Origin of the sequence: Streptomyces sp. NPDC048462 (genome assembly GCF_043200175.1) — a bacterium.
Taxonomy (GTDB): Bacteria; Actinomycetota; Actinomycetes; order Streptomycetales; family Streptomycetaceae; genus Streptomyces.
Map to the genome: position 1 here is coordinate 419,937 of NZ_JBICXG010000003.1, position 22,740 is coordinate 442,676.

Annotated in this window: 18 protein-coding genes; 10 read left to right on the plus strand and 8 right to left on the minus strand. The window is 71.4% G+C overall.

Annotated features, from left to right (window positions below; genetic code table 11):
• Nucleotides 1-1,902 (minus strand): ABC transporter ATP-binding protein, encoded by a 1,902-nt coding sequence (locus tag ACGFU6_RS07900; protein WP_393608861.1) that lies wholly within the window; start codon nt 1,900-1,902, stop codon nt 1-3.
• Nucleotides 1,903-2,175: 273 nt separating this feature from the next.
• Between ACGFU6_RS07900 and ACGFU6_RS07905 the strand changes: the two genes are divergently transcribed.
• From ACGFU6_RS07905 to ACGFU6_RS07920, 4 genes are all read left to right on the plus strand, one after another.
• Nucleotides 2,176-2,337, plus strand: coding sequence for a hypothetical protein (locus tag ACGFU6_RS07905; protein WP_393608863.1), 162 nt, complete (start codon nt 2,176-2,178; stop codon nt 2,335-2,337).
• Between the two features lie 185 nt (nt 2,338-2,522).
• On the plus strand, nt 2,523-4,358 hold the full coding sequence (locus ACGFU6_RS07910; protein ID WP_393608864.1) for a SpoIIE family protein phosphatase: 1,836 nt from the start codon (nt 2,523-2,525) through the stop codon (nt 4,356-4,358).
• 117 nt (nt 4,359-4,475) lie between these two features.
• Nucleotides 4,476-5,150 (plus strand): TNT domain-containing protein, encoded by a 675-nt coding sequence (locus tag ACGFU6_RS07915; protein ID WP_393608866.1) that lies wholly within the window; start codon nt 4,476-4,478, stop codon nt 5,148-5,150.
• A 7-nt stretch (nt 5,151-5,157) separates the two neighbouring features.
• A complete protein-coding gene (locus tag ACGFU6_RS07920) occupies nt 5,158-5,394 on the plus strand; it encodes a hypothetical protein (protein WP_393608868.1) in 237 nt (78 codons plus the stop codon).
• A gap of 62 nt (nt 5,395-5,456) precedes the next feature.
• Here ACGFU6_RS07920 and ACGFU6_RS07925 read toward each other — a convergent pair whose 3' ends face one another.
• The 5 genes from ACGFU6_RS07925 to ACGFU6_RS07945 form a co-directional block, all read right to left on the minus strand.
• Nucleotides 5,457-6,422: an ABC transporter substrate-binding protein gene (locus ACGFU6_RS07925; protein ID WP_393608869.1), complete on the minus strand. Its 966-nt coding sequence runs from the start codon at nt 6,420-6,422 to the stop codon at nt 5,457-5,459.
• A gap of 1 nt (nt 6,423) precedes the next feature.
• Entirely contained in the window at nt 6,424-8,382 is a 1,959-nt protein-coding gene (locus ACGFU6_RS07930; RefSeq protein WP_393608871.1) for an ABC transporter permease, read from the minus strand.
• A gap of 94 nt (nt 8,383-8,476) precedes the next feature.
• Nucleotides 8,477-9,526, minus strand: coding sequence for a glycine betaine/L-proline ABC transporter ATP-binding protein (locus tag ACGFU6_RS07935; RefSeq protein ID WP_393608873.1), 1,050 nt, complete (start codon nt 9,524-9,526; stop codon nt 8,477-8,479).
• On the minus strand, nt 9,523-11,061 hold the full coding sequence (locus ACGFU6_RS07940; protein ID WP_393608874.1) for a GMC family oxidoreductase: 1,539 nt from the start codon (nt 11,059-11,061) through the stop codon (nt 9,523-9,525). The genes ACGFU6_RS07935 and ACGFU6_RS07940 overlap by 4 nt, the downstream gene beginning before the upstream one ends.
• A 14-nt stretch (nt 11,062-11,075) precedes the next feature.
• Nucleotides 11,076-12,560 carry an aldehyde dehydrogenase family protein gene (locus ACGFU6_RS07945; RefSeq protein ID WP_393608876.1) on the minus strand — a complete coding sequence of 495 codons (1,485 nt, stop codon included), beginning with the start codon at nt 12,558-12,560 and terminating at the stop codon, nt 11,076-11,078.
• 333 nt (nt 12,561-12,893) lie between these two features.
• Here ACGFU6_RS07945 and ACGFU6_RS07950 point away from each other — a divergent pair, with 333 nt between their 5' ends.
• Together ACGFU6_RS07950 and ACGFU6_RS07955 are read left to right on the plus strand one after the other, a co-directional pair.
• Complete coding sequence (locus tag ACGFU6_RS07950) at nt 12,894-13,751, plus strand: class I SAM-dependent methyltransferase (RefSeq protein ID WP_393608877.1); 858 nt, start codon at nt 12,894-12,896, stop codon at nt 13,749-13,751.
• A 79-nt stretch (nt 13,752-13,830) separates the two neighbouring features.
• Entirely contained in the window at nt 13,831-14,568 is a 738-nt protein-coding gene (locus ACGFU6_RS07955; protein WP_393608879.1) for an SAM-dependent methyltransferase, read from the plus strand.
• 42 nt (nt 14,569-14,610) lie between these two features.
• On the opposite strand, the gene ACGFU6_RS07960 is transcribed toward ACGFU6_RS07955, so the two are convergent.
• A complete protein-coding gene (locus ACGFU6_RS07960; protein WP_393608881.1) occupies nt 14,611-15,828 on the minus strand; it encodes an MFS transporter in 1,218 nt (405 codons plus the stop codon).
• Between the two features lie 383 nt (nt 15,829-16,211).
• Here ACGFU6_RS07960 and ACGFU6_RS07965 point away from each other — a divergent pair, with 383 nt between their 5' ends.
• Nucleotides 16,212-16,862 (plus strand): fasciclin domain-containing protein, encoded by a 651-nt coding sequence (locus ACGFU6_RS07965; protein ID WP_393608883.1) that lies wholly within the window; start codon nt 16,212-16,214, stop codon nt 16,860-16,862.
• 116 nt (nt 16,863-16,978) lie between these two features.
• On the opposite strand, the gene ACGFU6_RS07970 is transcribed toward ACGFU6_RS07965, so the two are convergent.
• Nucleotides 16,979-17,287 (minus strand): zf-HC2 domain-containing protein, encoded by a 309-nt coding sequence (locus ACGFU6_RS07970; RefSeq protein ID WP_393608884.1) that lies wholly within the window; start codon nt 17,285-17,287, stop codon nt 16,979-16,981.
• Nucleotides 17,288-18,031: 744 nt separating this feature from the next.
• On the opposite strand from ACGFU6_RS07970, the gene ACGFU6_RS07975 reads away from it, so the two are divergent.
• From ACGFU6_RS07975 to ACGFU6_RS07985, 3 genes are all read left to right on the plus strand, one after another.
• Nucleotides 18,032-19,597, plus strand: coding sequence for a DUF4331 domain-containing protein (locus ACGFU6_RS07975; protein WP_393608886.1), 1,566 nt, complete (start codon nt 18,032-18,034; stop codon nt 19,595-19,597).
• A gap of 111 nt (nt 19,598-19,708) precedes the next feature.
• Nucleotides 19,709-21,055, plus strand: coding sequence for a tetratricopeptide repeat protein (locus ACGFU6_RS07980; RefSeq protein ID WP_393608888.1), 1,347 nt, complete (start codon nt 19,709-19,711; stop codon nt 21,053-21,055).
• The gene (locus ACGFU6_RS07985) at nt 21,052-22,740 is read left to right on the plus strand and encodes a nickel transporter (RefSeq protein ID WP_393608889.1); all 1,689 of its coding nucleotides are present in this window, start codon (nt 21,052-21,054) and stop codon (nt 22,738-22,740) included. Before ACGFU6_RS07980 ends, ACGFU6_RS07985 begins: the two co-directional genes overlap by 4 nt.

Here is a 22,740-nt window from a genome sequence, read left to right on the forward strand (position 1 = left end):
TCATTCGGCCGGGACGGACTCCGGGCGCGGGCCGTTCGCCGCCGGCGACTCGAACTGCGTCCGGTACAGCTCCTCGTACCGTCCGCCGGCGGCCAGCAGCTCGCTGTGCGTGCCGCGCTCGGCCACCCGCCCCTCCTCGATGACCAGGATCAGGTCGGCCGCCCGCACCGTCGAGAGCCGGTGGGCGATCACCACGGCGGTGCGTCCCTCCAGCGCCTCCGCCAGCGCCTCCTGCACGGCCGCCTCCGACGTCGAGTCGAGGTGCGCGGTCGCCTCGTCGAGGATCACGACGCGCTGCTGGGCCAGGAGCAGCCGGGCGATCGTCAGCCGCTGCCGCTCACCGCCCGAGAGCCGGTAGCCACGCTCGCCCACCACCGTGTCGAGGCCGTCGGGCAGCGAGGCCACCAGCCCGTCGAGGCGGGAGCGGCGCAGGGCGTCCCAGATCTCCTCCTCGCTCGCTCCGGGCCTGGCCAGCGTGAGGTTGGCGCGGACCGACTCATGGAAGAGGTGCCCGTCCTGGGTGACCATGCCGAGGGTCTCGCGGATCGAGTCGGCGCTCAGATCGCGTACGTCGATACCGTTCAGCCGCACCGAGCCGGCATCGGTGTCGTACAGCCGGGGCAGCAGCTGCGCGATCGTCGACTTGCCCGCACCCGAGGAACCGACCAGTGCGACCATCCGGCCGGGCTCGGCACGGAAGGAGACGTCGTGCAGGACCTCCGTACCGCCCCGGGAATCGAGTGTCGCGACCTCTTCGAGCGAGGCGAGGGAGACCTTGTCGGCGGCCGGGTAGCCGAAGGACACCCCGTCGAACTCCACCGACACCGGACCGTCCGGCACCTTGCGGGCATCCGGCTTCTCGGTGATCAGCGGCTTCAGGTCGAGGATCTCGAAGACCCGCTCGAAGCTCACCAGGGCGCTCATCACCTCGACCCGGGCACCGGCCAGCGCGGTCAGTGGTGCGTAGAGCCGGGTCAGCAGCAGCGCGAGCGCCACGACCGCACCCGGCTCCAGGCTCCCGCGCAGCGCGTAGTAGCCGCCGAGCCCGTAGACCAGCGCGAGAGCCAGCGCGGACACCAGGGTGAGCGCCGTGATGAACGTCGACTGCGCCATGGCCGTACGGATCCCGATGTCCCGGACCCGGCCGGCCCGCGCGGCGAACTCGGCGGACTCGTCGGCCGGCCGGCCGAAGAGCTTGACCAGGGTCGCGCCGGGAGCCGAGAAACGCTCGGTCATCTGGGTGCCCATGGCGGCGTTGTGACCGGCCGCCTCACGCTGCATCCGGGCCATCCTGGATCCCATCCGCCGCGCGGGCACGACGAACACCGGCAACAGGACGAGCGCGAGCAGGGTGATCTGCCAGGAGATGGTCAGCATCACCGTGAGGGTCAGCAACAGGGTCACCAGGTTGGACACCACGCCGGACAGGGTGTTGCTGAACGCCCGCTGGGCCCCGATGACGTCGTTGTTGAGCCGGCTCACCAGGGCCCCGGTGCGGGTCCGGGTGAAGAAGGCGACCGGCATCCGCTGCACATGGTCGAAGACCGCTGTGCGCAGGTCCAGGATCAGCCCCTCGCCCAGGGTGGCCGACAGCAGGCGGGTCAGCAGGCCGAGCCCCGCCTCGGCCACGGCGATCAACGCGATCACCAGCGCCAGCCGGGTCACCGTGCCGTTCTCCTTGCCCTGCACGATCGCGTTGACCACCCGGCCGGCCAGCACCGGCGTGGCCACCGCCAGCAGGGCCGTGACGACGCTCAGTACGAGGAAGCGGTAGAGCTCACGGCGACGCGGCCGGGCGAAGGCGGCGATCCGGCGCACGGTGGCCCGGGAGAACGGCCGGCGGTCCTGTTGGGCGCTCATCGCACTGTGCAGCGATGACCAAGCCGTGACTTCCATACTCATGCGTGCCTCCGGGAAGAAATCCATGCTCCCGTCGACCGGACACGGCCCGGGGCGCAGTCAGAACGCTAGGATCTCAAGTCGACTTGAGGTCAACCGCTTTCTCCGCGCCCGGCGCAGGATCTCATTCCCCGGGCGGCGAGCACAGCCGAATTCGGGTATCGCCCGGAACGTCCACTCCTCGGTGCCGCCCGCGGCCGCCGCGGCGGACCACGTAGAATCGGCCCCTGTTTCCGGCCGAACGATGGCATACCCAACCGATTGAGGCAGTTCGACGTGAGTTTCACAGACAGTTCCGAGGCACCGATCTACGCCGGTCTCGTGGAGGAGCACGGGGACGTCCTGGCGGAGGTGCGCCGAGTGGCTGAGGAGACTCTGCGCGAGGCCGACCAGGCCGTCGACTTCAGCGACGTACGCAGGTCCGCGGCGTACCGCTGACGGCCGGCCCGCCCCGTTCGGGCGTCGCCCCGCCCCGCCCTTTCCACTCCCGGATTCCCGCGCCCCGGCGCCCCGCACGGCTCCGTGCACCGCGCTGTCACGCTCTCTCGCACTGCGGACCCGGCTCCACCGTCGGAGCATGGTACGAACAGTCGGCGACGGACATCGGGACGAAGGGATGCCGGATGGGTGGTGAACGGCATGAACCGCCGCCGGACGAGTTCGAGGCCGAGCTGGACCAGATCGCCGCGCTGAACCGGATGCACGCCCCGTCCCCGGCGCCGCGGGACGGCCGGGGGAGCCGGCCCGCCGCCGAGGGTGTACCGCCCGGCGATGCGGTCAGACGGCGCGACTCGCTCCTGCTCTCGGCCGGTCACGCGATCAGCGAGTCCGACTCGCTCGACGAGGCCCTGAGACTGGCGGCCGGGCTGTACGCGCCGGACTTCCCCCTCGACGGCCAGTGCGTGTTCGGAATCGGCGACGGGCACCTCAGCGCGCTGGCCCAGTACGGATTCCGGCCCGGCGGCGTGGTCGACCAGGGCTTCCGGATGCCGATTGCGACCGAATACCCGGCCGCCGAGGTCGCCAGGACCGGCCGGGCGGTGTTCCTGGCCTCGACACGGGAGTACCGCGCCGGATTCCCGGCCACCTGGCACATGTCGGCCCGCAAGGGCCGCAACGCCTGGGCCTTCCTGCCGCTCGTGACCGCCGGGCGGGTCGTCGGAGTGTGGCTGGCCGCCTTCCGCTCACCCGTCGCCTTCAGCACGAGCGAGCGCGCCCTGCTGACCGTCACCGGCCGGATGATCGCCCAGGTCCTCGAACGCGCGCGGGCCGGCAAGGCGGAACTGGCCCTCTCCCGCGGCCTGCGCCGGAGCATGCGCGCCGTAGGTCCCGCGATGACCGGGCTGAGCGTCGCGACACGCTACGTACCGACCGGGGGAGGGCTCATGGTCGGCGGGGACTGGTACGACAGCATCGACCTGCCCAACGGCCGTCTCGCCCTGGTCATCGGAGACGTACAGGGACACGATGTGCACGCGGCGGGGCTGATGGCCCAGCTGCGCACGGCCGTGCACGCGTACGCCGCCGAGGGGCACGGCCCGGACGCCGTACTGGCACGGGCCTCCCGCTTCCTGACCACCCTCGACGAGGACCGGTTCGCCACCTGCCTCTACATCGAGGCCGACCCGTCCACCGGCAACCTGCACATCGCACGCGCCGGCCACCCGCACCCCGTCCTGCGGACTCCGGACGGCACCTGCCTGATCAAGCACATCAGCGGCGGACTGCCGCTCGGCCTGATGCCCGGCGAGGAGGACTACCCCGTCGACATCCTGCGCCTGCACGACGGCGAGGTCCTGATGCTGTGCACGGACGGCCTGATCGAGAACGGCGGCCACGACATGTACAGCGGCTGGGTACGGGTGCGCGACGCGTTCTCGCCCGGCCCCGTCGAGGACCTCGAAGCGATGGCGGACCGGCTGATGGCGGCCGTACTCAGCCCCGAACCCGGCGCCCGGGAGGGCGCCGCCCGCGACGGCGACGACATCGCGCTCCTGCTGCTGCGACGTGACTCGGTGAAACCGCGCGCCGAGGTGGACAAGCGCCGCCTGGTGCTCACCATCGGCCAGGACCACGGCGAGGGCCTGGCCGAGGCGCGGGCGGAACTGAAGGCGCTGCTGTACGACTGGGCGCGGCCGGACCAGGTGGACACCGCGGTCCTCCTGGCGACGGAACTGCTCGGCAACGTACTCGTGCACACCGACCAGGACGGCTCACTCACCGCGTACGTCACCGGGGAGACCGGCCGGCGCAGGCTGCTCGTCGAGGTCATGGACCGGGGCGACGAACTGCCCCACCAGCGGACCCCGGTCGAACTCGCCTCGTCGGGACGGGGGCTGCTGCTCCTCGACATCCTGGCCGACCAATGGGGCGTGCGGCCCGAACCGGAGGGCAAGACCGCCTGGTTCGCCCTCACCGAGGCGTCCCCGCCCGAGGCCGCGGACGGCACCGCGGTCTGAGAACGGACACCTCGTGCCCGCGCTCCGCGAACGGCATGGTGTCGAACCCCAAGGTGATCGTGCGGCTACCCTTTGTCACCTCACTGGTAGATCATCAGTACTTGAGGGGACATCCGAATGCACCGTATGCGCACGGTACTTGCCGCGCTGGGCATCACCGCCGGACTGCTCGCGGCCCCCGCCGCGAGCGCCGCGGCGAAGCCGGAGAACCGGCCGGCCGGCACCACCGCCCGGCACGAGCCCTGCACCGGCGAGTTCCACGACGACGCCCGGCTCGGCCCGCAGTGGCTGCCGAACAGGAACCGCGCCCCGGTGGGCCCGCTCCTGAAGGGCTACAAGCGGACCGGGGGCCTGTCCCCGCAGGCCTTCCTGAAGAAGTACTGGGAAGGGCCCGCCGACTCCGGCAGCTGGAAGTACCCGCCCAACGACGGCTTCGGCGAGGTCAACGGCAAGGTCGACAAGGAGCCCTCGAAGCTGCGCCCCGGCCAGCGCCTGGACCGGTTCGGTTCCGAGTACGGCGGCTTCCTGGCCCCGGCCGGCGACTCGTACGCGGAGCGGGCGCTGCCCCCGCAGAACCTCAACACCCGTGAGGCGGCCTTCCCCTGCGACTACCGGGTGTACAAGGTCGCCAAGCCCTTCTGGGTGTGGCAGGGGAGCATCGCCCCCTGGTTCGAGCAGTCCGGCGGAGGCCAGCAGATCAAGCTCGACGCGGTCTTCCTCGACCCGGGCGAGGGCCAGCGGCTGAACGTCAAGTGGCTGCTGGAAAACGGCTACCTCGCTCCCGCCGCCTAGCGCCGGCATGGACCGCCGGGAACTGCGGGCCGCGGCAGTGGCCGCCGGAGTGGCCGACGGCTACTACCGCATCGAGGGAGTCCACGAACCGGCCCCCACCCCCACCGACTTCCTGTTCCTGCGGCAGGCCCCCGACGGGGCGTGGGAGACCGGGGCGTACGAGCGCGGTACGTACGAGGTGATCGCCCGGCACCCGAGCGAATCGGCCGGCTGCGCACACCTGCTCCACCTGCTCGTTCCGTAGTAAGCCGGACAGGCGGACGAGCGGGCCGGCCGGACGGGAATCCGTCCGGCCGGCCCGTTGCGTCAGCGGGGAATCCAGGCCCGCCATGTCCGCTCGTTCTCGTCGGCCCACTTCTTCGCCGCGTCCTCGGGCGACAGCTTCTGATCGGCGATCATCAGGGCGACCTCGTTCTGGTCCTCGGTGCTCCAGGAGAAGTTCCTCAGGAACCGGGCGGCCTTCCCCCCGCTGCCGGCGAAGTGGGCGTTGAGGTACTTCTTCAGCGGCGTCTGCGGGTAGGCGCACTTGACCTTCTTGGCGTCGGAGTCGCAGCCGTCCTTGTACGGAGGCAGCTTCACCTCCGTCATCGGCACCTTCTCGAACAGCCACTGCGGCTTGTACCAGTAGGAGAGGAAGGGCTTCTTCTCCTTGGCGAACTGCTTGATCTGGGTGATCTGCGCGGCCTCCGACCCGGAGAACACGACCTGGTAGTCCAGGCCGAGATTCCGTACGAGTGCCTTGTCGTTGGTCACGTAGGACGGGGAGCCGTCCAGCAGCTGGCCCTTGCCACCGCTCTCCGGCGTGCGGAACTGCCCGGCGTACTTGTTGAGGTTGTGCCAGTCCGTGACGTCGGGATGCTCCTTGGCGAAGTACGTCGGCACGAACCAGCCGATGTGCCCGGTGACACCGAGCTCGCCGCCCGGACTGATCGTCTTCTTGTCCTTGACGTACCGGGCCTCCTGGTCGGGATGGCCCCAGTCCTCCAGGATGGCGTCCACCCGGCCCTGGCTGAGGGCGTCCCAGGCGGGCACCTCGTCGATCTGGACGGTGTCGACGCGGTAGCCCAGCTCGTGTTCCAGGAGGTACTGGGCGACCGCCACGTTCGCCTGGGCGCCGACCCACGACTGCACGGACAGGGTCACGGTCTTCGCGCCCTGCGCGTTGGCGAACGGCGAGGACTGCTGGGTCATGTCGGCCGCGCCGCAGCCGGCCACGGCGACCAGGGCCGTGGCGGAGAGGAGTGCGACGAGCGGAGTACGCGGACGAGCCATCTCAGGCCCCCTTTCCGGAGTGGCGCCGGGTCGGCTGGGTGACGCGGTCGAGCATCAGGCCGAGCAGGACGATCGCCGCGCCGGCGACCAGCCCGGTCGCCAGATCGCCCTGGGCGAGGCCGAACACCGCGGAGTAGCCGAGCGCCCCGCCACCGACGAGACCACCGATGACCACGACGGCGAGCACCAGGACGACGCCCTGGTTGACGGCGAGCAGCAGCGCCGGCCGGGCCAGTGGAAGCTGGACCTTCAGCAGCTGCTGGACACCGGTCGCGCCGAGCGAGCGCGAGGACTCCATGGTGACGGGGTCGACGCCCTTCAGGCCCTGGGTCGTGATACGGACGACGGCGGGCAGCGCGTAGATGACGGCGGCGGCCACCGCCGGTGCGCGGCCGACGCCGAACAGGGCGACGACGGGGATGAGGTAGACGAACTGCGGCATCGTCTGGAACACGTCAAGGACCGGGCGCAGCAGCCGCTCCACCCGTTCGCTGCGCGAGGCGGCGATCCCGACGGCGAAGCCGGCCACCAGCGTCACCGCGACACCGGCCAGCACCTGGGAGAGCGTGTCCAGCGCCGGGTCCCAGACGCCGAGCACCCCGATGGCGGCCATCGCGAGGACGGCGGTCACCGTGGTGCGCCAGGTGCCGATCAGCATGGCGAGCAGGGCGATCAGCAGCAGCACCGCCCACCAGGGCAGCCACTGCAGTCCGTCGCGCACCGGGTCCAGGACCCAGGTGGTGAAACGTCCGGCCCAGTCCGCCGTGCCGCCGACGACCGGGACACCCGAGTACAGGTGGTCGGTCATCCAGCCGACGGCCCTGTTGACGGGCTCGGCCACCGCGACCGTCCAGCCGTCCGGCCAGCCCGTCCCGGCGACGAGGCGCGTCCCGACGGCGACGACCACGGTGCCGGCCGCGGCGACGGCCCAGCCCAGCCGGGCCGATCCGGCACGGGGCGCGGTGTCGAGCCCGTTGCCGGCCGCGCCGGTGACCCGGTCGAGGATCACGGCGAGCAGCACGATCGGGATTCCGGCCGCCAGCGCGGCTCCGACGTCCACGGAGGCCAGTGCCTGGTAGACGCGGTCACCGAGACCGCCGGCGCCGATCACGGAGGCGATGACAGCCATCGAGAGGGCCATCATGATCGTCTGGTTGAGGCCGAGCAGCAGTTCCCTGCGGGCCAGCGGCAGCCGGGCGGTCAGCAGCCGCTGCCGTCCGGTGGCGCCGAGCGAAGCGGCCGCCTCCATGACGCCCGCGTCCGCGTCGCGCAGCCCGAGAGCGGTCAGCCGGGCCATCGGCGGCGCCGCGTAGACGACGGTCGCCAGCACGGCGGCCGGTACTCCGATGCCGAAGACGAGGACCACCGGCAGCAGGTACGCGAAGGCCGGCATCACCTGCATGGTGTCGAGCACCGGCCGCAGCACGCGGAAGAACCGGTCCGACAGTCCCGCGGCCAGGCCGAGGAGCGCCCCGAGTGCCACGGACACCAGGACCGCGACCACCATCAGCGCCAGGGTCTGCATGGTCGGCACCCACATGCCGAGCAGCCCGCAGCAGAGCAGCGCGACCACGGCGGACAGCGCGAGCCGCACACCCGCCACGCGCCAGGCGATCAGCCCGACCGCCGCGGTGACCCCGGCCCAGCCGGCCGCGAGCAGCACCAGATAGACGGCGCGTACCGAGAGGACGACGCCGTTGCTGATGTGCCCGAAGAAGTAGAGGAACAGCGGGTGCGTGTCGCGGTTGTCGATGATCCAGTCGCTGACGCTGCCGAGCGGACCGGTGAGGTCGACGGTGAGGTCCCCGGGCCAGGCGCCCCGGCCGGCCAGGACGGTGCCGAGCGCCAGCAGCACGACCGTCGCGGCCAGCAGAATCGGTGTGCGGTGCCGTGCGAGGGCGGCGGCGGTCCCGGACGAGCCGAGACCGGTGGGGCGTGCGGGGGTGGCGGTGGCGGTCATCGCGGGCACCTCCGGTTCGTGGGGGAGGGCGTCCCGTGTCCGGGGCGGCGGGCGCCGGTGCGGCCCGGCGGGGCCGTCGGACGGTTCGTCCCCATCACGCGGCCTCCCTCACGGCCGGAATCCCGGCCACGACGCCGAGCAGGCACGCGTGGTCGACCACGCCCAGGCAGCGTCCCTCGTCGACCACGCGTGCGGTCTCCCCGGTACGGACGACCGCCTCGATCGCCTCCGAGACGGTGGTTCCCGGTGCCAGCGCCGGACCCGAGACACTCTCGTCGCCGTCGGCCGGCCGCATCGCGGCCCGTACGGTCAGCACCTGTTCGCGCGGGACATCGCGCACGAAGTCCCGGACGTAGTCGTCGGCCGGCGACCCCACGATCTCCTCGGGGGTGCCCAGCTGCACGATCCGGCCGTCCCGCATCAGGGCGATCCGGTCACCGAGCTTCAGCGCTTCGTTCAGGTCGTGGGTGATGAAGACCATCGTGCGGCCCTCCTCGCGGTGCAGGCGCACGACCTCCTCCTGCATGTCCCGCCGGATGAGCGGGTCCAGGGCGCTGAACGGCTCGTCGAACAGCAGCACTTCGGGGTCGACGGCCAGCGCCCGCGCCAGCCCGACGCGCTGCTGCTGGCCCCCGGAGAGCTGCCCGGGGCGCCGGTCCTCCAGGCCTTCGAGTCCGACCTTGGCGATGAACTCGGCAGCGCGCGAGCGTCGTTCGGCCCGGCCCATGCCCTGGATCTCCAGCCCGTAGGCGATGTTGTCGACGACCGAACGGTGCGGCAGCAGACCGAAGTGCTGGAAGACCATGGCGGCGCGGTGGCGGCGCAGTTCCCGCAGCCGTCCCGCGTTCATCGACAGCACGTCCTCGCCGTCCATGACGATCTCGCCGGACGTCGGTTCGACGAGCCGGGTGAGGCAGCGCACGAGGGTGGACTTGCCGGACCCGGACAGGCCCATCACGACGAACACCTCGCCCTTGCGGACGTCGAAGGAGACATCGCGCACGGCGGCGGTGCAGCCGGTCCGCTCGCGCAGTTCCGTGCCGTCGAGCTCGGCGAGCTCAGGGTCACCGGGCACCCGGTCGGCCTTCGGCCCGAAGACCTTCCAGAGGTTGTTCACGGAGAAGACGTGCGGCGGTGTGTTCATCGGACATGACCCCCATCAGTGGTGCCGAGCAACTCCGCGCACTTCTCCCCGACCATCAGGACCCCGATCATCGGGTTGACGGCCGGCATCGTCGGGAAGACCGACGCGTCGGCTATCCGGACCGCGTCCAGACCGCGGATGCGCAGATCGGGTGTGACCACGGCGAGCGCGTCGTCGGCCGCGCCCATCCGGCATGTTCCCGCCGGGTGGTAGACGGTGTGCGCGACCCTGCGCGCGTACTCGCTCAGATCCTCGTCCGAGGTGACCTCGGGCCCCGGGCAGACCTCCCGCTTCAGCCAGCCCGCCAGCGGCTCCCGCGCGGCGATCTCGCGGGCGATCCTGATCCCGTCGACGAGGGTGCGGCCGTCGTAGTCCTCCGGATCGGTGAAGTAGCGGAAGTCCAGAGCGGGTTTGACCGCCGGATCGGGGCTGGTCAGATAGAGCCGGCCGCGGCTCCTCGGCTTCGGGATGTTCGGCGTCATGGACACCCCGTGTTCGGGGCGCTCGTAGCCGAGCCGTTCCGGATTGTCCGTGAACGGGATCTGGTAGAAGTGGAACATCAGGTCGGGCCCCGGGCTCTGCGGGTCCCGGCGCACGAACAGCCCGGCGTCGCTGTCCATCGCGGAGTTCTCGGGGATCGGCCCGTGGGTCTCCCAGACGATGACCGACTCGGGGTGGTCGAGCAGGTTCTCACCCACACCCGGCAGGTCGTGCACCACCGGTATGCCGAGCTTCTCCAGCTCCGCGCGGTGGCCTATCCCGGAGTGCATCAGCAGCCGAGGGGTGTCCACCGCGCCCGCGCACAGCACCACTTCGCGCCGGGCGCGGACGAGCCGCTCGGCGCCGTCCGCGGTCCGCACATGGACCCCGGTCGCCCGGTCGCCGTCGAGTTCCAGCCTGAACGCCCATGTCTCCAGGGCGATATGGAGGTTGGGCCGGTCGAGGAAGGGGTGCAGATACGCCACCGAGGCGGAGGAGCGCTTGTTGTTCTCGGGGTGGTAGGCGAGGTCGAAGAACCCCACACCGTCCTGGAAGGGGGCCTTGTTGAACCCCTCGACGCGCGGCACCCCGAGCGTCGTCCGCGCCGTGTCGACGAAGTCGCGGGCGATGGCGTTGCGGTCGGCCTCGCCGACGGGGACGATGTTGTTGCGCAGCCGGTCGAAGTACGGGGCCATCGACGGGGCGTCCCAGCCCTCGGCGCCGGCCGCCGCCCATTCGTCCCAGTCGGATGGCAGTGGCTTGAACGCGATCAGGGTGTTGTGGGACGAGCAGCCGCCGAGCACCCGGGCCCTGCTGTGCCGGATGCTGGAGTTGCCGCGTGGCTGCTCGGTCGTCGGGTAGTCGTAGTCCAGCTCACCGCCCAGGAGGCCCATCCAGCGGCGCAGGGTCAGGACGTCGTCGCGTCCCACGTCGCTGGGGCCGCCCTCGATGAGGGCGACGGTGATGTCGGGGTCCTCGGTCAGCCGGGAAGCGATCACCGAACCGGCCGTGCCGCCGCCGACGATCACGTAGTCGTAGTGGGTCAGGTTCTCCATCGCCTCTGCTCCTGTCAGCCCGCGAACCAGCGCACCGGGCGCGGGGCGAGGTTCTGGTAGATGTGCTTGGACTCGCGGTATTCGGCGAGACCCGTCGGACCCAGCTCCCGGCCGATGCCGGACTTGCCGAAGCCGCCCCACTCGGCCTGCGGCAGGTAGGGGTGGAAGTCGTTGATCCAGACGGTGCCGTGGCGCAGCCGGGCGGCGACCCGGCGCCCCCGGCCCGGATCGGCGGTCCACACGCCGCCGGCCAGCCCGTACTCCGTGTCGTTGGCGAGGGTCACGGCCTCGTCCTCGGTACGGAACGTCTCGACGGTCAGGACCGGCCCGAAGACCTCCTCGCGCACCACGCGCATGGAGCGGTCGCAGTGGTCCAGCACGGTGGGCCGGTAGAAGTACCCGGGTCCATCGGGGCGTTCTCCGCCGGCCTTCAGCACCGCGCCCTCGTGGAGCGCGGAGGCCACGAACTCCTCGGTCCTGGCGAGCTGTTGCGCGGAGACGAGCGGTCCGCACTCGACGCCGTCGTCCGTGCCCCGGCCGATCCTGATCAGTTCGGCGCGCCGGGCGAGCTCGGTGACGAACCGCTCGCGCACCGACTCCTCGACGATCAGCCGCGATCCGGCGGAGCAGACCTGGCCGCTGTGGATGAACGCGGCGTTGAGCGCCTGGTCGACCGCGGTGTCGAAGCCCTCCTCGGTGGCGCAGGCGTCCGCGAACACCACGTTGGGGTTCTTGCCGCCGAGTTCGAGCGCGACCTTCTTGACCGAGTCGGCGGCGGCCCGCATCACCTTCGTCCCGCTGGTGAGTCCGCCCGTGAAGGAGATCAGATCGACCCCGGGGTGCTCCGCGAGCCGCGCGCCGACGGTGGCGCCGGGGCCCGTGACGATGTTGGCCACCCCGGGCGGCAGCCCGGCCTCGGCGAGCAGCGCGATCAGCGCGACCGTGGTCAGCGGTGTGATCTCGCTCGGCTTGATCACGAAGGTGTTGCCGGCGGCGAGGGCCGGGGCGATCTTCCAACTCGCCTGGAGCAGGGGATAGTTCCACGGGGTGATGAGCCCGCAGACGCCGACGGGTTCATGCACCACGACGCTGTGGATCTCCTCGGACCCCGCGTCGACGACCCGCCCGCCGCTCTCGTTCATGACGAGGTCGGCGAAGTAGCGGAAGGCGTCCCGGACGCAGTCCACGTCGACCCGGCCCTCTTCGAGCGTCTTCCCGGCGTCACGGCACTCCAGAGCGCCGATCCGTTCCCGGTCGCGCTCCAGCAGACCGGCCACCCGCCTGAGCAGTGCGGCGCGCTCCGCGACCGGCGTGTGCGGCCAGGGACCCGCGTCGAAAGCGGTCCGGGCCGCGGCGACGGCCGCGTCCGCGTCCGCCGCGCCGCCCTCGGAGACGACGGCGAAGGCGGTCGCGTCCACGGGATCGAGAACCTCGCGCGTGGCGCCGGATGCGGCGGCTCGCCACTCTCCCGCTACCTGGATCGTGTGTTGTGCCGACACGTCGTGTGCTGCCCTTTCGGTGGCCGTACGGATGGGACCGGGCGAACCCCGGCGGTCTGGCCCTCTTCCCCGGAAGTCCGAAGCCATGCGCGACGGCCCTCGCGAAGTGACCCGGCTCACGGGATCTGCACGTCAGGGCGGGGTGCGGCCGGTTCCGGCAGCCTTGGCGGCCCGGGACGCGGCAACCGCCGGTCCGTCCCGTAGTGGCGCCCGTCCCCGCGATCCATGCGTTGTCCGGGGTAAATAGCTGGAAAGTATGAGTATGTAACTATTTGGGTAGCGTAAAAAATGGCTCCGCCCGGCCGGGCGCCGACCGTAAGGAGTGGGAAAGCCATGGCGGACCAGCAGTACGAGGTGCCGGACAACACCGCGGTGCGGGTCGCGCTCTGGCGGGCGATGCACGTACAGGTCGACGCCGCGCCGCACGTGTTCGAGGACGAGATCGGCCTGCGGCTGGTGGCGCCCGACGAGGGATGGCGCAGCCGTCCGGACATGGACCTGGACGCCACCGCCGGCTTCCGCGCCTCCACCGTGTCCCGCGCCCGCTTCGTCGAGGACCTGGTGGCCGAGGAGGTCAGCCAGGGGATCGACCAGTACGTCATCCTCGGGGCCGGTCTGGACACCTACGCGCAGCGCCGGCCCGACACCGCCTCCCGGCTGAGGGTCTTCGAGATCGACCGGCCGGACACCCAGGCCTGGAAGCGCCGGCGGCTGATCGAGCTCGGTTACGGGATTCCCGACCGGCTCCGGCTGGTGCCGGTCGACTTCGAGGCGGGCGGGGACTGGCTGCCGCAGCTGTCGGACGCCGGTTTCGACGCGGACAGGCCGGCACTCGTCGTCTGTGCCGGCGTCACGGTGTACCTCACGGCGGCGGCCATCGCGGCGACCCTGCGAACGCTCGGCGGGCTCGCCCCCGGCTCGACGCTCGCCATGACGTTCATGCTGCCGGCCGAACTCGTCGACGACGTGGACCGCGACCGGCTGGAGGAGACCAAGCCGAGGGCGCTCGCGTCCGGAACGCCCTTCATCAGCTTCCACACCCCGCAGGAGATGCTCGCACTGGCCCGCGCCACCGGGTTCGAGGGCGCCCGGCACGTGTCGGGACCCCAGCTGGCCGGACAATACTTCGCGAACCGGACCGATGGTCTTCGCCCGTCGAGCGGCGAGGACCTGCTGATCGCCACCGTCTGAAGCCCCGCCCGCCGCATTGCCGGGCACGAGGTGGATAAAAATACGTGCACGTCGTCTTCGCTGCTGTCAGGCTGCGCCGGTGAACCGAGACGAGATCTCCAAAATCGCCCATGCCCACCACCCCGTCAAGTCCCCGCTGGACGACGATTCGGTACGCAGGCTGCTGGACCACGGCATCACGCGCGGCGACGAGCGCGTACTCGACCTCGGCTGCGGCGGCGGGGAGTGGCTCCTGCGCGCGCTGTCCGCCCGCCCGGAGCTGCGGGCCGAGGGTGTCGACATCTCCGAGGACGCGTTGGCGGACGCCCGCAGGCGTGCCGTCGCGCTCGGAGTGGCGGACCGCCTGACCCTGCACCAGGTGCCCGCCGCCGATTTCGTCTCGCCGCACGGCTTCGACCTGGTGCTGAGCTTCGGGGCCGCCCACGCCTTCGGCGGGCTGCTCCCCACTCTGGCCGCGGTCCGCGAACACCTGGCCCCCGGCGGGCGGGTGCTGGTCGGTGACGGGTTCTGGGAGCGGGAGCCGTCGCCGGAGGCCATCGAGATGCTCGGGGACTTCGCCGACCTGGCGACGACCGTGGACCGGGTCGTGGCCGACGGCTGGACACCCGTCCAGGGCCACGTGAGTACCCGCCAGGAGCTGGACGCCTACGAGTGGTCCTGCTGGGGGACGTTGGCCGACTGGGCACTGGACCACCCCGGCCACCCGGACGGCGCGGAGATGCTCGCGCTGTCGGCGACCCGCCGCACCGAGTGGCTGCGCGGCTACCGCGAAACCTGGGGCTTCGTCAGCCTGGTCCTGCGCCGCACCGCCGGCTGAGCCCCGGGCCGGGAGACCTGACCGAGGCCGTCGCGCCGGCGGTCAGGTGCCCGGCGGTGGCCTGAGCACGGCGTACGTTCCCGCCCCCGCCGCCAGCAGCAGCACACAGCCCGTGAAGACGAGCCCGGCCTCGCGCAGCCCGAGCCAGGTGGCGATGGCACCGACCCCGACGACCGGCACCGAGATCCCGGTGTACGCGACGACGAAGAAGGCCGAGATGGTCCCGCCGCGGTGCTCGGCCGGGGCCGCGCCGCTGACCAGGGTGAGCGCCGCGCGGAAGGCGAGGCCCTGACCGGTGCCGCCGCACAGCGCTCCCAGGACCAGCAGTGGCAGGGACTCCGCGATGAGCGACGACGCCACCAGCACCAGTCCGGCCATGAGGATGCCGCAGCCGGCCGGGAGCGCGCGGCGGGCGCCGAAACGCTGGGTCAGGGACTGTCCGAACGTCGAGGCCAGGAACACGGAGAACACCACGGCCCCGGTGACGGCCGCGTTGTGCACCCCGAGCGTCTGTGAGGCGAAGCTCGGCGCGACCGCGGTGAACAGCCCGAGCAGCGCGAAGCCGGCGAAGGCGGCGACGGAGGCGGGCACGAACACGCCTCGCACCTCGGGTGGCACCGCCATCCCCTGGGGCGCCGGGCGCGGCCACCGCTTCGGATCGGCCACGGTCTCCGGCAGGAACCAGGTGATCCCGGATGCCACGGCCACCAGCCCCAGATGGACCCAGAACGGCAGCGTCAGCGGCCAGGGCGTGTACTGCGCGAGGAGCCCCGACAGCAGCGGCCCGCAGCCCAGGCCGCCCATGTTCGCGGCGGTGGCGGCGAACCCGGCCCGAGCCTTCTGTCCGGGAGCGGCCAGCTCGATGACCGCCGCCGTCGCGGCGCCGCTCAGCAGCCCGGCGGCGAAGCCGGACAGCAGCCGCCCCGCGAAGAGCAGCGGCAGTCCGCGTTCCAGGAGGAAGCATCCGGCACTCGCGGCCGACAGCGCCATCGCGCACAGGAGCACGGGTCTGCGGCCGACCTTGTCCGAGTGGTTGCCCGCCAGCAGCAGCACGGTGATGACCGCGAGGGCGTAGACGGCGAAGACGACGGTCACCATCAGCTCGGAGAATCCGATCTGCTGCTGGTAGAGCCCGTACAGCGGCGTGGGCAGGGTGGTGCCGGCCATACCGATGGCGAACACCACCGCCGCAGCCAGATAGCCCGGGTGTCGGTCACTTGTGTTCAGCGCGCGCTCACGAACGATCACACCCGTCACCATATGATCGCCCGCCCGGTGGGGCGGCGTTCGGCGCGAGGGTGCGTTACCGGGACAAGACCCTCCATACCCTCACCGGCCGCGTCTGTCTGTGTTTCAGGAATTTTTCTCCTGATCGAGTGATCGACCAATCCGCCGGGCGGTCGGCACCGAACCAGCTGCGTGATGATCCTCCGGAACACCTCGATACGTACCGCGCCCGACGGCCGAGCCATCGGCCGGGCCGGTGGTGTCCGGACCGGACGCGCGTCAAGACCTTTCCCGACCGTGCGAGCGATCAGCACCAGGCCGTCCTGACCGGCCGCTGTCGCCCGGCACCCGTCGCAGACGCAGCCGCCGGCTGCGACTTCTGTCCCCCTCCCCGTATTTCCATCAAGGAGAACAACATGAACGCCCTTCGCTACCGTCGTGCAGCCGTCGCCGTCGCCGCAGCCGCCGTCCTTCCGCTGGCGCTGACCGCGTGCTCGGACGACAGCTCCGACAAGGCGTCGGACAGCAAGTCCAGTGCCGCGGCGGCCGCTCCGGACGCCTCGGACCCGGCCACGGCCGACTCCGCCTCGATGGACAAGCCGTTCGGCCCGGCCTGTGCCGGTGTCCCGAAGGAAGGCGCGGGCAGCTTCGACGGCATGTCCAAGGACCCGGTCGCCACGGCCGCCTCCAACAACCCGGACCTGTCGACCCTGGTGACCGCGGTCAAGAAGGCCGGCCTGGTGGACACGCTCAACAATGCCAAGAACATCACGGTGTTCGCGCCCACCAACGAGGCCTTCGCGAAGATCCCGAAGGCCGACCTGGACAAGGTCCTGAGCGACAAGGCGACGCTCACCAAGATCCTCACCTACCACGTGGTCGGGCAGAAGCTCACCCCGAAGCAGCTGGAGAACGGCAGCTTCGACACCCTCCAGAAGTCCAAGCTCACCACCTCCGGCTCCGGTGAGTCCTACAAGGTCAACGACAGTGCCGGCGTGGTGTGCGGCAACGTGCCCACCGCCAACGCCACGGTCTACATCATCGACACGGTCCTGATGCCCAAGTAGTCACGCCCGACGCCAGACAGAGCCGCCCCGCTGCGTGCCCGACCGGAATCAGCCCCCCGGTCCGGGCTCGCGGCGGGGCTTTTTCCGCGTGTCCCGGGGCCCCGGGACACGCGCGCTCAGCGGAGCGTGCAGCGCCGCAGCCGCACGGCCGCACGACGGCGAAGCCGCCGGCCCAGGCCGCTCATCCGCAGCCGCCACGGCGGCTGCCGGGGCGTGGCGCGGACGATGTCGAGCACGCGCCCCTTCAGGGCCGCGGGCGGAATCGTCGTCGATGCCATCCCCAGCCGGGCGGCGGTCGCCCGGAACTCCTCGCACTCGCGAAGGCAGGTGGGACATCCGGCGCAGTGGGCCTCGACCGCTGTGCGTTCCCGCTCCGGCAGCGCGTCCAGCGCGTACGCGCCTGTCAGCATATGAACGTCGGACACCAATTTCTCCTGTGTTTACGGGGACGGGTGATTCCCGGGTTCGTCGATTTCATGTGCGGACCGGAACTCATGGGCCGGGCGGCATGGAAAAAGGCAACGCCGAACCGCGGTATCGGCCCTTCGGTCACCCGAATTACCGATCGCCGGATACGCGTTGACGGGCAATAAGGTATCCCTGTCCGAATTCCTCTCCGAAGTTGCCGCGAGTGACATCTGTTCGGCCGTTCTTGAGTGATCCGTAGCCGAGCCGGTCGCGGATTGCCGTCCGGGCGAAATTAGTGAAGATGCGCCCAAAACCCATGGCATCGAGGTGATTCAAGGACTTCGCCGCAGGCCCGCACGGGTGAATGATCGTACTTCTGACGCGAGTAAATGGCGGACACTTATTGCGAATGGTTCGCAATAAGCGGGTGGTTGCACTTATGGCCTACATCCGGAGCGTGTTCTCCGTCTAATTCGCACGGTTCGGGCAGAGGCTCGGTGGTGCGTTCATCTGCGGTTATGCCCGAAGAGGGGCGCGCCGCCGGAATTCTTCCCGGGAAATACGTGAATCCTTGCCGGAGAAATGTGGTTCGCTGTCGCCCCGACGATCGGTGGCGGGCACAGCCCCCGCGACAGGTGCACGGAATTCTTCCCGTGTACGGGATCGTCGGCCCGTTCCGCCCATCCCACGTATCGCCCCGTACCCGCACCTGCGCCCCGGCCAGGGGGTGCGGCGGTGATCCGTTGTCGAGAGGACCAGTCTTGACGTCCCCCACTCCGAGGCCGCGCAGCCGGCGCGTCCTCGACCACTCCCTCCTCGTCCTCGGCGCCGGTGCGCTGGCCACGGGGCTCGGGGTTCTCACCCTCGCACCCGGAATCAGTGCGGCCTCCAGCCACCGCGAGGCCCCGCTGATCGCCGGTGACCCGCGGGCGGACAACACCGACGTGTACGCCTTCACCAGCCCCGACCGCTCCGACACGGTGACGCTCGCCGCCAACTGGATCCCGTTCGAGGAGCCCAACGGCGGCCCGAACTTCTACCAGTTCGCCGACGACGCCCGGTACAACATCAAGATCGACAACACCGGCGACGGCAACGCGGACGTCACCTACACCTGGCGCTTTCGCACCCTGACCCGCGACGCGGGCGGCCAGTTCCTCTACAACACCGGTCCGGTCACCTCCCTCAACGACCCGGACCTGAACATCCGGCAGGTCTACGACCTCACGGTGACCACCTCCCGCGGCACCTCCACGGTGCTGCGCGGGGCCCCCGTGGCGCCGTCGAACGTCGGCAAGGCGTCCATGCCGAACTACGCCACCCTGCGAGCCCAGGCGGTCCGCAACGCCCCGCGCGGCGGCAAGGCGTTCGCCGGCCAGGCGGAGGACCCGTTCTTCGCCGACCTGCGCGTCTTCGACCTGCTCTACGGCGGAAACCTCAGCGAACGCGGTCAGGACACCCTCGCCGGGTACAACGTCAACTCCGTCGCACTCCAGATCCCCAAGAAGGACCTGGCACTGCGGGGCAACGCCACCCGCAACCCGGTGGTCGGGATCTGGTCGACCACCGAGCGCCGCGGCGTCCAGGTCACGGACTCCAGGACCGCGAGCGCCCACACCGGGTGGAAGCAGGTCTCCCGCCTCGGCAACCCGCTCGTCAACGAGGTCGTCGTACCCCTCAAGTACAAGGACGCCTTCAACACCCTCAACCCCAGCCAGGACCGCACCGTCCAGCCGGTCGTGGACAAGGTGCTGGACCCGATCCTGCCGAAGCTGATCCAGAAGGTGTACGGCGTGCCGGCGCCGAAGGCCCCGCGCAATGACCTCGCGGAGATCTACCTCACCGGCATCTGCAAGGCCTGCGGGCCGATCAAGGCCGATCTGAACGCCCACCGGCTGAACAAGGACGCCTCGCTCAAGAAGATCGTCCCGGCCGAGGAGCTGCGGCTGAACATGGCCGTGCCGCCGACCGCGAAGCCCAACAGGCTCGGCGTCCTCGCCGGGGACCTGGCCGGCTTCCCGAACGGCCGCCGCCTCACCGATGACGTCATCGACATCTCCCTCCAGGCGGTCGAAGGAGCCGCCCAGACGGGCAAGCTCGTCCCCGCGCTCGCGGACGGCGACAAGGTCGATGCCAATGAGGTGCCCTTCGGTACGCGCTTCCCGTACCTGGCGCTCCCGCACACCAAGAGCGTCAACAGCGGCCCGTCCGGCCGCGCCGGGAAGTCGGCGATGACGCCGTCGAACGCGGCCGCGATCGGCACCGCGGGCGTCGCCCTGCTGGGTGTCGGAGGGCTGCGCCTGCGCCGGCGCCGCGCCACGAGCTGACCTGTCACCCCTGATCCAGGGGTGATCCCGGGTCACACCGGTGTCCGGACCGGTCGGCCGGTCCGGACACCGCCGCCTCCCCTCGCCCGTCCCACACCACCGGGAGAACCAGTGCCAGCCCCGACCGACCAAGTCCCCGCGCCCCCCGTTCGATCCGGCAGACGACGACTGCGCAGTACCGCGGTCACCATCGCCCTGGGAGGCACGCTGTTCACGGTCGGGGCACTGGGCCTGGCACCCCAGCAGGCGCCCGCGCCCACGGCCGCCGCCGGCCAGGACGCGCCCCGCGGCAAGGACGCCACCGAAGCCCTGCGGGCCCACGTCCGCAAACTGCCCGCCGACCCCGGCGGCTGGTCCTCCCTCGGCATGGCCTACGTCCAACAGGCCCGGAGCACGGCGGACGCGGCCACCTACGACCGGGCCCGCACCGCCCTGCGCAAGTCCCTCACCCTCCAGCCGGCCGGCAACTTCGCGGCGGAGACCGGGATGGGCGCCCTCGAATCCGCCCGCCACGACTTCGCCGAAGCCCTGACCTGGGCGCAGCGGGCCACCACCGACAACCCCTACAGCGCGCCCGCCCAAGGGGTCCTGGCCGACGCGCTCACCCAGCTCGGCCGCTACGAGGACTCCTACGCGGCGGTCCAGCGCATGACCGACCTCAGGCCCGACAGCAGCGCCCTCGCGCGCGCCTCGTACAGCTGGGAACTCCGCGGCGACACGGCGCGGGCACGCGACCTGATGAACAAGTCCCTCCAGGCGGCCGGCACCCCGGCCGACAAGGCGTTCGCCCTGACTCACCTCGCCACCCTCGCCCTGGAGACCGGGGATCCGCGCACGGCCCTGAAGCTCGCCGGCACCGGACTTGCCGTACTCCCGGGCGACGCCGCCCTCCTGGAGGCACGGGCCCGCGCCCACACCGCGCTCGGCCACTCCGGGCAGGCCGTCACCGACTTCACCGCGGCCGTCGCCGCCGCGCCCCTGCCCCAGTACCTTCTCGGGCTCGGCGACCTCCAGCGGTCGCTCGGACACCGCGGGGCGGCCGAGCAGCAGTACGACGTACTCAGGGCGCAGGAGACGCTGAGGAAGGCGAGCGGCGGGGTGCCGGACGCCGACGCGGTGCTCTTCGAGGCCGACCACGGCAACGCGCGGACCGCGGTCGAGATGGGACGCGCCGCACTGCGCCGGCGGCCTTTCATCGCGGTCCACGACGCGTACGCCTGGGCCCTGCACCGGGCCGGACGCGACACCGAGGCGATCGAACAGGCCGACCTCGCACTCGCACTGGGCACCGTGAGCGCACCGTTCCACTATCACCGGGCGCTGATCAACCAGGCGCTCGGCCGGACCGGGGCCGCCCGCACCGACCTCCGTCGCGCCCTGGACACCGACCCCCACTTCCATCCGGTGGACGCCCCACGGGCACGCACCGCGCTCAGCAGAATCGAAACCGTCCGATGAACCGAACGCCCTCGCGCCTCCTCGCCTCGCTGACCCTCACGGGAACACTCACGGTCCTCCTGGCCGGCCTCGCCACCGCGGCGCACGCACACCCGCTGGGCAACTTCACGGTCAACCACCACACCGGGCTGACCTTCCGTAAGGACGCCGTCGACGCGCTCATCGTGGTCGACCGCGCGGAGATCGCCACCGCACAGGAACGCCCGCGCGTTGACCGGGACCACAACGGTGCCGTGGACGCCGCCGAGACACGGTCCTTCGCCGCCGGGGACTGCGCGCAGCTCACCCGGCAGCTGCGGCTGGACATCGCCGGTACACCGGTGCGCTGGAAGACCGTGAGCAGTACGTTCGAGTTCCGGCCCGGCGAAGGGGGCCTGCGGACCAGCAGGCTCAGCTGCACCCTCGCCGCCCGCGTGGACCTGGGCGGGCCCGCGGACGTCGACGTGCGCACGGAGTACGACGAACGGCGGATCGGCTGGCAGGAGATGACCGCGCGCGGCCTCGGCGTCACGCTCACCCGGTCGACGCTGCCCACCACCTCGCCCACCGACGAACTCCGGCACTACCCCAAGGACCCGCTGGCCACCCCCCTGGACCAGCGCTCGGCCCGGCTGCACACCGAACCCGGCGAGGGCCGGCCCGCAGCCGCGGTGCGGACGGTGCTGCCGGGGGCGGGCCCGGTCACCGCGGCGCTCGACAGGGTGTCCGGAGTCTTCGACGCGCTGGTGGGGCGGCGCGAACTGACCGTTCCCGCAGGACTTCTGGCCCTGTTCCTCTCCCTCGTGCTCGGCGCCTCGCACGCGGCCCTCCCCGGCCACGGAAAGACGATCATGGCCGCGTACCTGGCGGGCCGCCGCGGCTCCCCGAGGGACGCGGTCACCGTCGGAGTCACCGTCACCTTCACCCATACCGCAGGGGTGCTGGCGCTCGGTCTCGCCCTGCCGCTGGCCACGTCGCTGGCGGGGGAGACCGTGCTGGCCTGGCTCGGTCTCGTCAGCGGGCTGATGGTGACCGGGATCGGGCTGTGGCTCCTGCGTGCCGCACTGACGAAACGCCCGGCCCACGGCCACCACCACGGTCACGGTAACGACCATGGCCACCACCACCACCACGGTCACGGTCATCACCACGGCCACGACCACGGCGACGGTCAGGAGCACCATCACGACCACGCCCCTGAATCGGCGCTCCCGCCCGGCCCGCCCGCTCCGGCACGGTTGGTACCGAGGAGGCGCGGGCCGCAGCCGGTCGAGGCCGAGCGGGACGGCACGGTCCTCGCCCCGGCCAGGGACCGTACCCACAGCCACGCTCCCCGTCCGGCCCCGGAGGGCGCCCCGCGCCGAGCCGGAACCTCACGCACCGGACTGATCGGGATGGGGATCGCGGGAGGCCTCGTCCCCAGCCCCTCCGCCCTGGTCGTCCTGCTCGGTGCGATCGCCCTCGGGCGCACCGCCTTCGGGGTGCTGCTCGTCGTCGGGTACGGCCTGGGAATGGCCGCGACACTCACCCTCGCGGGCCTGCTGCTGGTACGGCTGCGGGACCGGTTCGAGGCGCGGGCCGACAAGTACGCCCGTCTGCGCGCCCCGTTCGCCCGGTTCGCGGGGGCCGGTCCGGCCGCCTCGGCCGCGCTCGTGCTGGCCGTCGGAGCGCTCCTGACCCTGCGGGCGGCGGCCGGCCCCTGGTAG